Origin of the sequence: Rosenbergiella metrosideri, from assembly GCF_022602565.1 — a bacterium.
Taxonomy (GTDB): domain Bacteria; phylum Pseudomonadota; class Gammaproteobacteria; order Enterobacterales; family Enterobacteriaceae; genus Rosenbergiella; species Rosenbergiella metrosideri.
Genome location: NZ_JALBCV010000011.1, coordinates 56,126 through 68,755, shown reverse-complemented (window position 1 = coordinate 68,755; position 12,630 = coordinate 56,126). Strand labels below are relative to the sequence as shown.

Annotated in this window: 11 protein-coding genes; 1 reads left to right on the top strand and 10 read right to left on the bottom strand. The window is 48.4% G+C overall.

Annotation, left to right across the window (positions count from 1 at the left end):
• Positions 1-50: 50 nt before the first annotated feature.
• The 5 genes from MKR94_RS11670 to MKR94_RS11650 form a co-directional block, all read right to left on the bottom strand.
• Positions 51-899: a phage tail protein gene (locus MKR94_RS11670; RefSeq protein ID WP_241647061.1), complete on the bottom strand. Its 849-nt coding sequence runs from the start codon at positions 897-899 to the stop codon at positions 51-53.
• Between the two features lie 10 nt (positions 900-909).
• Complete coding sequence (locus MKR94_RS11665) at positions 910-2,343, bottom strand: baseplate J/gp47 family protein (RefSeq protein ID WP_241647060.1); 1,434 nt, start codon at positions 2,341-2,343, stop codon at positions 910-912.
• A 9-nt stretch (positions 2,344-2,352) separates the two neighbouring features.
• Positions 2,353-2,709 (bottom strand): hypothetical protein, encoded by a 357-nt coding sequence (locus MKR94_RS11660; protein ID WP_241647059.1) that lies wholly within the window; start codon positions 2,707-2,709, stop codon positions 2,353-2,355.
• Between the two features lie 3 nt (positions 2,710-2,712).
• Complete coding sequence (locus tag MKR94_RS11655; RefSeq protein ID WP_241647058.1) at positions 2,713-6,822, bottom strand: hypothetical protein; 4,110 nt, start codon at positions 6,820-6,822, stop codon at positions 2,713-2,715.
• A gap of 123 nt (positions 6,823-6,945) precedes the next feature.
• Complete coding sequence (locus tag MKR94_RS11650) at positions 6,946-7,773, bottom strand: hypothetical protein (protein ID WP_241647057.1); 828 nt, start codon at positions 7,771-7,773, stop codon at positions 6,946-6,948.
• A 341-nt stretch (positions 7,774-8,114) separates the two neighbouring features.
• Here MKR94_RS11650 and MKR94_RS11645 point away from each other — a divergent pair, with 341 nt between their 5' ends.
• Positions 8,115-8,993 carry a RepB family plasmid replication initiator protein gene (locus tag MKR94_RS11645; protein ID WP_241647056.1) on the top strand — a complete coding sequence of 293 codons (879 nt, stop codon included), beginning with the start codon at positions 8,115-8,117 and terminating at the stop codon, positions 8,991-8,993.
• A gap of 431 nt (positions 8,994-9,424) precedes the next feature.
• Here MKR94_RS11645 and MKR94_RS11640 read toward each other — a convergent pair whose 3' ends face one another.
• From MKR94_RS11640 to MKR94_RS11620, 5 genes are read right to left on the bottom strand one after another with little or no spacing between them, the layout of a single operon-like run.
• Positions 9,425-10,168 carry a phage tail protein gene (locus MKR94_RS11640; protein ID WP_241647055.1) on the bottom strand — a complete coding sequence of 248 codons (744 nt, stop codon included), beginning with the start codon at positions 10,166-10,168 and terminating at the stop codon, positions 9,425-9,427.
• 9 nt (positions 10,169-10,177) lie between these two features.
• Entirely contained in the window at positions 10,178-10,732 is a 555-nt protein-coding gene (locus MKR94_RS11635; RefSeq protein WP_241647054.1) for a hypothetical protein, read from the bottom strand.
• Between the two features lie 2 nt (positions 10,733-10,734).
• Complete coding sequence (locus tag MKR94_RS11630) at positions 10,735-11,226, bottom strand: baseplate protein (RefSeq protein WP_241647053.1); 492 nt, start codon at positions 11,224-11,226, stop codon at positions 10,735-10,737.
• Positions 11,227-11,237: 11 nt separating this feature from the next.
• On the bottom strand, positions 11,238-11,828 hold the full coding sequence (locus MKR94_RS11625) for a hypothetical protein (protein WP_241647052.1): 591 nt from the start codon (positions 11,826-11,828) through the stop codon (positions 11,238-11,240).
• Between the two features lie 43 nt (positions 11,829-11,871).
• On the bottom strand, positions 11,872-12,624 hold the full coding sequence (locus MKR94_RS11620; protein WP_241647051.1) for a hypothetical protein: 753 nt from the start codon (positions 12,622-12,624) through the stop codon (positions 11,872-11,874).
• Positions 12,625-12,630 lie beyond the last annotated feature (6 nt).

Sequence of the window (12,630 nt, the reverse complement as noted above, 5' to 3'; positions counted from 1 at the left end):
CCTCGGTAATGTAAGTTAGCGAGGGTATGGAGTTAGAGATTTGCGGCGTATTACGGTTGGACTAATGTATTCACTGGTGGCGCATCAAGTAGCCACGCATCAAGAGGGTATTGGTCCATGCTTAACGCTACCTGAGTCATGCTGTTATCCGAACGGTAAGCATTGAGATATGTCCCTGCAGTTAAGCCAACGGTCGTGAGGTTGTCAGCCTTCGCGCTCCATTTCATCCCTGCAATGCTGACTACCTGCTCAAACAGAGTGAATCGTTCGGCTTTATCGGCCAATTTGAAGGCTAATAGCAACGAGATCCCATCAAATACCATGTGCAACGGCATAAGCGGCGCTATAATCAGGTCAAACTTTTCAAGCAACGTCTTGATGATGTTGTCCCGATCGCCAATGCCGTAATACTCATACAGCGCGTTTAAATCGACCTGAATATTGCCGCGTGAAGTCAGGAAAAATTCACCATAAGTCGTTTGAGCAACTGAAATAGCATCTTCGGTGATCAGATAAGAGCCATACGGGTATTCATCGGTATTGACGGGCGCGTAAAGTGGTTGCCAGGTTACGGGTAAATTACCGAATTCACGCCAGAATGTTTGCTCTATCGGTCGGGTCGTCCCCTTAAAGTGGATTTCATCTAAACGCTGCGTTAAAAGCATTGCTTTTTGAGACTGATCCACCTCCCCCATTACAAAGAATCGGCCGTATTCAGAAGCACGGGTATCGAGGTCTTCTGGTGCCATAGTGAAGAATGATCGCCGGTCAGAAATACGTTTGATTATCGGCTCAATATCACTCTCATAAAGCGTCTGAATAGCCTCGGCAAACGAGGACCATAACTCAGTATTTTGTTTATCCGGGACAAGCCTGTTTTTAAACCAATCTTTAATCATGGCGCACCTCTTATGGGTAGTTTAGCGTGAAGGTAGACTTAGTTAAGTCGAGGTAAACAAAGTCATTAAGGTTGACCGCTTGAGTGAAGCCATTCAGTTGAATGTCATAGCTGATCATAATCCCTAGCTTCTCGATGGCGTTCCAAAGGTCCTTAATTTTTACCTGGGCGTAAATCCGGTTAGACGAGGAATCATTCTCAAATAATTCGCCGAATTTTGACGAGTCATGTCCAAAGTTTTTCTCTAAGGTGTCTTTGATTTCGTTGATAGCTTCATTCAGGATCACGTTCTTTTTCGCAATGCCCGTCACGTTGATGGCAAACGGCTTTTCGTTGACCGGCACATATTGGTACCGTTTGTTCATTTCGTTGGGGATTGTGCCAATAGCGTCATAAATCATCGCTTGTACTTCTTCTTGTGAGTAGCCCGGACGGTGGCCGCAAAAGAATATTTTGTTGATGTTTGAGACATCACGCACACCTGTTGCTTGCTCTTGTTGTTGCTCGCCCCACACATTTAGCCAGGCTAAATTAGGCACATTGCTTTGGATGTAGTAGCGATAGTCGCCGCCCCATACCACCTGTCCGTCATACGGTACGTAGTATTGTGCTCGATTGCGCGTTTCTTCTGTGGTTTCATGCCCGGCACCTGAACGAATAGCAGTGTCGTTTTTAATATCAAGAATATTTGCAAGAGTCGCGTAATCCCCTGCAGGGGTTAGCGGCTGGTTAATCGCTAACGTGTAATCACCGCGACTCGCGCTAACCTTCATACGAATAATGCTCCCTGTCGGTGGCATTTTCCCCATTTGACCATTACCAAAACGTACACCTAGCTGCTCCGTAGGGCGGTAAACCATCACATAATGCTCACTTGTTTCGCGTGACATACGGAATAACGGGTTATGTATCCATTCAATTTCCCCACCGTCATTGATGACAGATACAGTGAGATCTGCGGCTTCTTGAGTCAGTTCCGTATCGAGTAAAACTGTTAGGAATGGAGTTTGTGCGTCCACGGAATAATCAACGATAACTTCCTCAATCTGTGACACCTGTAGCCCGGTAGCTGTTTCGCCTGGTTGAATTTGTCGCGTTTCTTGTAACGTGATCATTGTCTGGTCATTCGTCAGCATTTCCATTCCTGCTGGCACGGTGATCGTACTCGTTGATTTATTAGTGATTTGAATGGTCCCTTTGGACGGAATGATAAAACGGCCCACATACCCCTTGTCCTCTGCCGCCGCTAAAATACTTGTACGCTTGGTCGCAGTAGAGATAAAGCCTTCTGTCAGGGCGCGCGACGCATAAGTTTGCGCGATGTAGATAACCTGCCCGGCAAAAATAGCTATCATTTGAATGAATTGACTATTAGCGAATTTCGCCCACCAGGAATTACCCTTAATTGTGTTATTAAACTTGTCGGTTAATGTCTGAATATCCATTATTTCGCTCTAATTTAGTGATAATTGCGCGTCATACCGTCCACCGGCTGACACAAAAGAGATTTTTATCTGGTCGATGCTTAGCGATTCGCAGCGAATCGCCTGTAGTGCAAAGCCCGGCATATCTTCATTAAGCTTTTTAGCCACTCGGCTCTCGATCGCCACTTCTAAAACGTGGTTATCTACACTACCGATTGGTTCATGCTTGAATTCATTTAAGGGGCTCCCCCAAGCAGGTGCCCCATAAATTGATCCAATAGGCGTATGAAGCCATTCCTCAAGGCGCGCCATCCATGCAGCGCTCCCGTCTTGTTGAATAATTCCGTTTGCGTCAGCGCGTACAAGCGGGTCGATTTCGTTAATCAATGATTAGTCCTCCAATAGCGCATCGAGCGCACTATCATTAAATTTGTCGTCATGCTTAGGCGCTTTTTGGCCGCCGTGCGTTACAACGTCTGGTTTCATGTCGCCTTTGTTTTTCTGAGCTTCCAGTGATTGCTTAGTCAGGTCCACCAGCTGTTGCAGAGCTTTGGCTATGTCCGGCGGCATCTGCGCGGTGATTTGCTGCATGGCATTGCTTGCGCCACTTTTGGCAAGGTCAGTCACGGTGGGTAAGACTTGCGGCATACTGAACGATGAAACTGCTTGTTGAGGGGATTGAATAAAACTATTAGCGGCGCTTACTCCTTTGTTTATGAATGGGTTAGCAAGAGTTTTAATAATTGGCGAACCGATGGAATTAGTTACTTGTCCACCTAGATCCCCCACGATGTTTCCGATTAACCCTTGAGCGGCCGGCATAGCAATATCGCCCACGGTGCTTAACGCCTGTGGTACCGACTTCATGGCTGAATGGCCTACGTCAGAAAAGAAACTCCCGATAGGACCAAAGAACCCTTCGCCGCCCTTCTCAGGTGTAGCCTGTTGGCTCAGCGCACCGCCTAAACCTTTTCCTTGCTGTGCCGGTGATACAGGGAAAGCACGATTGACCATGCTTGCAGGGATCACGCCATCAGTCGGCAAGCTAGTTGGCTCAGCTTTCGGCTGTGGCATACCTGCCGGCTGCTGTGCCTTGCCTGTTTTCGGATCAACTGGGAACGCCTGGTTAATCATGCCGGCCGGCACGACTCCATCATCGGCTTGTGAGGCTGGTGTAACAGCGTTACTGCTTGGCTGTCCGTAGTCGCTCACTGACAAGTCAGGTGCTTGCGCCTTCGCTATCTGGTCTGGCGATGCCATGGCGGCTTTAATCGACTCCGGTACCGGACCGGAATTTTTCGGAAGCGTTAGATCAGACGTTGCACGGCGAAAACCAACATGCTGACCTGATACCTTCTCAAGCTTTTCTGTGAGGTACTGATCGGCTTTCGCGGAACCCTCAGCCCCCTTATCGAGCCAGTTATTGTTGCCTATATCGGACATAACCTCAGCGATACGTGGCAACTTACTTGATAGGCTGCTTTCTTCACCTTCGCTGGCTGTAGTCGGCTTGGTTTCATCAGTGGTGCTAGGCGTGGCCGTAACGGTTGCTGGTTGTACACTCGCTTGTGCGTGAGGCTTTTCTTCGGCCTTCGGCTTAGCTTGTTCTGGGGCGGCTGTTTTGGCTGGTGGGTTTGCAGCATCAGGAAGGCTTACGGCCTTGATGGTTTCAGCGGTCTTAGCGGCACTGGTCGCGGTCGCTTTGGCTACCTGTTGCATCCCTTTAGCCGCGCTAATTCCGTGCTTAGCCATGTACTCCTGGCTTTCCTTGCTGTAGCTACCGCCTCCCCATTTATGCGTAGTCGCATCCTCAGAGCCGATACTGTTTTGAATATACCCATCACTTACCGTTGGGTTGCCGCCCTCATAGGTCGAGATTGCCCGGATAAGTTTTGTCATCACTCGCGGATCGGCAGTGTTGATTTTATCGGTAGGCTTAACGCCGAGACTCGCCGATATGGTCTGGATATATTTTCCGGTGTCGTTCTCGTTAGGTGGAGCCCACTTACTGATAATGTCCTGGACGGTATTAAGCTTTTGGTAGCCGGCAGCTTTACTTGTGCCGTTTGCATAGCTTGAGACTTGGTTAGCCAATGCCCTAAAACCGTCCTCCGGTGTTGCAAAACGGGCAAAACGAGCCTGTCCTTTCCCTGGTGTGTCTTCCAGTACCGCGCCCTCTTGACCTGCAAAGTTCAAGTTACCGAAATTGTTATTTCTAAAGTTACGGTTCGCCGCGTGGGTACCGCCAATGTTTAAGCCGTTAGGGCCCGAAACCACCGTACTTGTTGTCGGTGCTTGGTAATCGGATTTTTTGGTCCCTACGGAACCTACGCCATCCTCACCGAATTTACCCCCTTCTAACTGCTTAGTGAGTCGGTCAATGGCGTTGACCGTATCGGCAGATCCCGTTTTAACAGCATTGGTAATGTCGGCAACTTGCTGCATCTGTGCGGCTTGCGCAGCCTTATCATCACTACTGGTACTAAACAATCCTTTAGCCAGGGAATACGCACCTGTTGCAGCGGCACCCACCGCACCAACGCCTTTATGGATCCCCTTAGCAATGTCAGAGGTATCAACGTCTAGCGCGTCCGTCTTATCCGTGAATCCTGTTTTGTTGGCCAACCATGATGCACCTTGCGAGGCAAGCGGTACCAATCCCCCTAACCCGGCTACGTTCGCAGCTGACATTTCAGTTTTTTCGCGCTTTGTAGCCTCTTGGCCATCTTTCAGATCAAAGGCTTTTTTCTGCCCTTCGGTATCGTTGTAACCGTCTGCGGCATCCCATGCGACACCCGCAGCGGTACCAATGATCGGAATGGCTTTAAGTCCGGTTTTCAGCGCAACTTTACCGCCAGTTTTAAAGGCTTCTTTTGCCAGCGTTTTACCGCCAACTTTCTCAGAGGCACCTACCGCATCATTAGCGGCCTCACTGAAACTGACTCCCCCTGCCGCCATTACCGATTTTTCAGACTGAACGGCAATTTTGCCCCCGTCTTTTAACGTTGGTTTAGTGGCTTTTTCAGCGTCAGCGGTTTTGAGCGTCGGACCGGCTTTTTCAGGCGTTGGGTTACTGGCCGTGCTCGATTTTGGCTTCGATTTATCGTTGGCGGTTGTGGTGGGCTTGGTCTTGCCAGGCTTATTAGACCCTTTCGCCTTTTCGTCTACATCCGGCTCAGTGCTAGGGTTTTTACGTCTAAATTTGTCCTTTAGCCGCTCTAATCTGCCTGATTTCTTACTTCGGCGCGATTGGCTCCGGCTACGTCCACGGCCATCTCCATCACGGCGACCGAATTTACCGAACAGCTTTTTAAACAGGCCATTACCGAGGGGATCGTTTGCAGAGCCGTTGTGCGCAATTTTCTTTAAGAGTTCTAGTTCTTCCTCTTGGTTTTTAATAATTGCGTCATCTTTGGCGCTGAGCGTGGCTGTTTGCTTCTCTGTGGCCTTTACTTGCTCTTTCTTGGCGTTATCCTCAAATATCTCTTTGGACGCGTCAGGAGCGTTTGAGGGCGTTACAGGCTTGGCGGTGACAGATGGATAAACAACGGCAGGTTTTAATGCCAGATTGCCCGATGTTGGATGGTTATTTACCTCAGCATGACCGGCTGTGTCGGTTGGCGTGCTTTCAGGATCACGGGAAAAGTGTTTTTTTCGCCAATCATTGACGGAAACCGCGTTATCTTTCGCGGTGCTCGCAATATCCCACGCACCGCGCCCCATCTGCCAAAGTGCGCCACCAGCTGCGGTACCAACAATATCAGCGCCGTCATTTTGCACATTTTTGTTGCCGTGCTCAGTCAGCGCGGAGCCTAATCGTTTTAGGAAACCTTCTTGTAATTCACCGTTTGCACTTTTGGTTTTATCGCCGTTCTTTGCTTTCAGTTCATCGGCTTTTTCCTTCGAGAGAAAACGGCCGTTACTGTCACGCTTGCGCCCGTTCTTATCGATCCGAACGACTTCCGAGGTTTGCTCAGAGATAGTGCTGGTCAGGGTCGTAATGCTTTTCATGAGTGGCAATTCAGCCGTCCCATTTCTTACTGACTTTTGCCGATTGATACCACTATCCGATTCCTCTGCATGAATACGCTCATTGCTACCAACTGTGATGTTACCTTGCTTACTTTCACCCAAGTTGTGTACTGCATTGGCAGAGACAAAGCGGCCTTTACTGTCGCGTTCCTGTTCTTTGCGTTGGGCTCGGCGCTTCTCAAACGGTGCGTGAACCTTGGCTATCTGATTCGCAATCTTCTTGGCGAGGTCTTCATTCTGAGCATTGTCATTCACCGGCGCGTTGGATTGCGCACCACGATTTCTACGCTTAGCCTTAACCGTCACCCCTTGCAAGGCGACGCTAGGTGCTGTCGCAACGCTTGATTGCGTGTTGACCGGCCTATCATTTGAGAGCGCATTTTCAATACGGGACAGTGCCTTTAGCTGCTCCGTACTAGCTTCCTCAATCGCTAGAATTACTCCTAGCTGAGTTTTGTTCTGTTTCAATTCCCCCCCTTGCCCTTGGCGGCGTTTTTATATTTTTCTTCCAGTGCCTTGTTCATATCGAGGGCGCGCCAGCTGGCCAGGCTCTCCACATCACTTACAGGCTGATAGCCGTATAGGGCCAAGTTATTGATGATGGTTAGCCATCCATTCCGGTCTAATCCGTGAGATAAATTCTGTATTGCGAAATGGGGCGCGCAGTGCTGTGAATAGCTGCGGCTCCCCCTTTTTGGTTTTCTTGCAGGATTGTTGCGGTAGGTTGAGGAATACGCCGGTTTTCTCTACGTCCATATCCAAGCCATGCTTTAAATCACGGGTCATTAGCTGAATACGTGCCACCAGCGGCGAAAACTCGCTGTTAAGGTCCATGCGCTTAATCATTTCCATACGGTAATCAGCGGCAACCTTGTAGTCTTCCGGGTCGTCTTGAGTTCGGGTCATTAGTGCCAGCTCAGCAATGCGTAGCTCGGTTAGCGCGGCGTCATAATCTTCGGTACCGGTTTCGGGTAACTGGTGTTTCATGTATTCGAGCATTTCCGCTGAACGGCCATCGAGAGGAACGAGTTTCCATGTAACCGGATTGCCTTCTACGGGGATTTCACACTCGATCGCTGGTGGCACTTCAAGGACAGAATATGCCTGGCTTAAATCGCTCATATCCACGTCAGCAAAGTGAAAGTCTTTACAGTGACCACACTCATATTGGTAAGTCAGATAAGCGCTGTCGCGTGAGTTAACGAAAATCCACCATAAGGCTGTGCGGCGGTCTTGTTGGGTCCATAGGCCACTGTCGTTGAGCTCACCAACTTGTAAGGCATTGAGATATTTAGTAGTAACCTTTTCCGTATCAAACGGCTGAATGTCGATGTACTCCATTGAATCGCGCACGGTAGGCGATCGAAAGATCACCTCAACAAAAGGCTGCGAAGGTAGGGGAAATGATGGAAGGTTCATAATTAGCCTCGTTATGTCAATGTGAGGCCATTAAAGGGGGTTCGTTATTTGAGGTAGGTATTTTTCTGGCAGCGATTACTTATCCACTTATCCACTGGATAGATCAAATAAATAGATCATAAGAGTACAAAAGGAGATCAAAAGAGATCACCGACACTCCAAGTCTATGATTTTCATTGTTAAAAATACACTTTGCGTTAGTCTATTCATGGTAAATGTTAGCCTATTCATGGTAAATGTTAGTTTATTCATGGTAAACGTTAGTCTATTCATGGTAGGTTGTTAGTCTATTCATGGTAAAAGCCGTTTTAACTAACAGATAACCAGGATTTGTGGGTAACATGGAAAATGACAACGAAATCAAAACAATAAGTGACGCCTTAGTGACTATTGGTGGCGAGGAATCAATAGTTTATTCACTGGTACCTAATAGCAATAGAACGGTCCAACCTATTGCATTAATGCGGTTGGGTGTATTTGTGCCATCAGCTAAAAGCAAACCTGTTCGTGGCTCTAATGTTATTGATGTTAGCGAGGACTTTAGAGAACTAGAAATAGCGAAAGCCGAGGGCTACACGGACATTACCTTGCGTGGCTCAAGACTTGATATGAGCACAGACTTCAAAACATGGATTGGGTCAGTTCGCGCATTTTCAAAGTACGGGCTAGACAAAAACTCCATTCAAATTCCGTTTACCGAATTCGCTAAACTCTGCGGTATTGCTGTTGATGACATCAATAAACGTGCTCGCGATCGGCTATTCCACTCACTCTCTCGATTATCTTCAATCACTATTAGCTTTAAGAATAAAGACGCTTCCAGAGCTACTATAACTCACTTATTACAGTCTGCTACATTCGATATTGAAAAAGACATTGTTCACCTTGAAGGTGATTCTAGGTTGTGGGAACTGTACGCCTTCGATCATAAGGTGCTTCTCCAACTAAAGGCAATTAAAGCCCTTCCTAGGAAAGAATCCGCGCAAGCTCTATACGTTTACATTGAAAGTATGCCTCGTGGGTTTATTCAAATATCAATGGCCCGCCTTAAAGACCGGTTGAGCCTCACATCAAGTAATAGCGCTCAAAACCTAGCTGTCCGTAATGCTATGAAAGAGCTAGAAAAAATTGGCTATTTAACTTACACGGAAACCAAAAAAGACGGGGTTGTATATTTCTTGATTCACTCACGCAGACCAGAACTGATACCTGAGCCCTAACGTTAGTCTATTCATGGTGAGTGTTAGTCTATTCATGGTGAGTGTTAGCCTATTCATGGTAAAGGGTATGTATAGGTTGATACTTACTCAAAATCTGCGTATTTATTGTTCTTTTCCATGAATAGACTAACGAAAAGTCGTTGATTACCGGTCTTTGACTAACACCTGCCATGAACCAGCTAACATCGAGGCTACTTTAAAAAGTGGGTAGTAACATGCAAGTCGTACAAATATCGCCCAAAAAAGTGAAAGCCACCCCCTGCCTTATGCTTTTTTTGTGTATTTATTGGCCGTTACGCATAACGCGACACACCATTTGCATGTTGTGACACACCTTTTGCATGAAAGTGACCGTTTTTCTTACACCGCGTATCACCCATAAAAAACGCGCTGAGCCGAAACCCAACGCGTTTTATGATTGTGGCCAGCCATCAGAATAGACTGCCTATCTTCCCTATTCCGCTGCTTACCGCTCCACTTACCGCGCCAGTAATTTGACCTTCAACAAGGTTAGTCGCCATGCCGACCAAGTTACTCTCTGCAGACGAGTAGCGAACAAAGGTTAACGGGTAATAACTAAACTCGGTTATCTGATCGCGCGCAAAAGATACCTCCCCAAATTGCGTAGGGAACACATCAACCGTTTCGAGTAGCGTTTGCTTCCCGTCCTGGTCAACACTGTAAATACGCGCTTTCATCAGGTATTGCTTAGGCAGATTCAAAGTCCCGTCAGAATTGGTTACACGCCGCTTGCGTTCTAAGAACCAGTTGCGCACTTCCCTCTTTTCGTTGTCTCGAACTGTAACGGTTAAGGTACCGGCCGTTGCATGAGTTGGCTTGTTGAACTCAACGCTACCAATCAGCGTGTTTTCTGTCTCGATGTTGCCAAAGCCATAGGTTATGTCCTTAACGTACATATCCAACCCTGCAAAGCCCTCGATCTCAATATTCCACTGCCAGCCTTGTGCGTAGCGTATGCGCATGGCTTGCGCCACGATGGATTTAGCGTTGGTTAGCTCGGTGTTTAAGCCTTTGAAGACAGCGCCGCTAAAGTCTGAGTACATACGCGAGGACACGCGCGATACGGCATCTTGAGCCGCCGTGCGGATCGTGCTTTGCACCTCGTTTTTAACGGTATTGCCAAAGGTACTAACAAAGCTTGAAAAGTAACCCACCCTACCCCCTTATGGCACTAATGTTGCGCCTGGGATAATTGCCCGGTTCGCGGCCATCTTATCCTCTAGGTCAATAACGCGCTGGTGGAGTGTGGATTCATCAGGAAGGTTGCTTGCATCAAACTTACCGCTAATTTCAACACGGCGTTGCCGGTCGGTATTCTGAACCGCTATCAACGCTTCAAGATAGTCCTCAATCATGCCAACGGCATCAGCCGGTAACTCGTAGCTATCGTGGTCAGAATCACGCAGATTCGCAAAATAGTATATCCGTAACGGAAACCGCTCGCGGCCCATTAAATCAATTTCTACCGTGCTGCCTATCGGATCAGCATAGACAAGCCCACCGTTTGAGTCTGCAACATGGATAAGCGCTAAGAAGTCACCTGGCAAGGCAACGCTTGTGACGTCCTCCTTGCCAAGTTTAGTTACCTTCATAACGCCAGCGCGGTCTTGATAGGCTGCAAGCGCTTTACGCAAAAGCGCCTGTTGTGTATCAGGCTCCCTCACTAATAGCGGCTTGAAGCGGTTTTTTACACCTTCAAGTAACTTTGCTGGCGTCATAATTATTCAGCCCAGCTGTAGACTACACGTAGGCTTGGACGTACTGCAGCTGTGACATCCTCATACGAGAAATCAACCGCATCACAGTAAATTTTACAGTGGGTGAATGAACGAGTAATACCGCCGCTTTCGCCGCCTTTAGACTCGGACGCTGCAGAGATAGTAATGTCCAAGTATTTCTTTTCACGGACCCACTCACGGACCGCCTTGAACACATCCCCTTCGATAGTTTCAACACAGCTAACTTGGAATTCACCTGAGTTGCGCATAACGCCGTGTTGGTTGAACTTCAAGCCTCCTGGGCCTACGTCTTCAACGTCTTCACGCGTCATTTCTGGTAACTGAGTCGTGCGGATCAGTACGGAGATATTTTCATAGCCCTTAATGGTCATCCAGTATTCGGCAGAGATAAGTTTCTCACCGGCTGCGATGTTTTGGTTAAGGCGTTGTTTTAAAAAGCTCATGTTAGGCTTTGAGTTAGCGAAACCGCTCATAATATTTTTTCCTAAATAAACATTGATGGAATATCAGATTTGTTGATCATCCCGTCACCTGAGCACTGCAGCGTCACCTTGTTATGGGTGTAAAACCCATCAGCGGTACGCGGTGCATCGAGCTCGTAACTGACGTCTTTGATCACTACGTCCATCAGCTTTAATCGCCGCCCTATATCGAGCGTTACGGTTGCTGGTGGACGTCCCATAGGTGTTAGGTTGTTGAGTTGAGGTGACGCCATCTGCAGGAGCGTGGTTATCGCCGCGTTGACTTCGACTTGCGCGTTAATCGTTGCCATGAGATCAACAACAATCGTGAATTCAGGCGGCATCTGCCCCCCCCACACAAGACGAGACTCAAAAGACGATTTAGAGGTGTAGCCCGTGAAGACTTGCGCACCACCTGCGGCTTGTTGGCCGTATTGGGTAATTGCGCCGGTGACACCGCCTACGCTCGCGTTTTCAAATGGCGATTCCCACTGCGCGGAAATGTTGGCACTGGACCCCTGCCCTAAATAGCCGACAACCATGTCTGTATCAGACGTGAAATAGACTTTTAGATAGGGGCTAATCCCATCCGGCATAATTGCGCCACAAAACATAACGTTCCCTTAATCCACCAGCCGCAGCTGGTGGAATGTCCAGTTACAAGCCGCGTTTAGCGCGCAGCTTCATGGAACGGCGAAACGCCATTTTTCCGCTTGAGCTATGCGCTTTGCTTTGGGCTTTGCGCAATGCTGCTTTCTGTAGTGAGGTCATGCGGCGTGGGCGTAGGCGCTTTTTGATCAGCGTTACGACACCGTTACGAACAACTTTGATAGTGGACTCAAACATTGCGTCATCGTCTGCACCATCAGCCACGGAATACTCAGCAACGGCATCGTCAGAGTCATCAGGGGATACGTTCGCGTTGATTGCGTCATAAACGCGCTCTGCAGCGTCATCGTCCTCGTCATTGATCATGCTCGTTACATCGTCTTGGCCAGCGCCAAGCGATACCGCAGCGTCAGCCAGTGCGCTTAGCGCATCGTTGTAGGCATCTACCTGGTCATCAGTCAGGTCGGTGTCCTCGTCAATGTCACCTAAACCGGCCATGTTGATAGCTAAGGCGTCAAAATCATCTGCATCCGGTGAGCCATCAGTCGCCCAACCAGTAACCAAGGACGCGGCCAGTGCGCGAGAATCTTGCGCGGCGCGCGCTTCAACAGCTTCAAAGATTGCCTTTTTCTTCTTACTCGCCTTGGTATTCTTGTCGTCTACTTCTGGCTCGCCCTTCTTCGGATCTTCCTTCGCCGCTGCGTCTTTTTTAGACCCGGCAGACTCAAGCATTGCTTGTGCGGTGGCGCTACCGAACGCCGCCATAGATAGGCCCATCAGGCCGATATTTTGATTTTTCATTTAAGC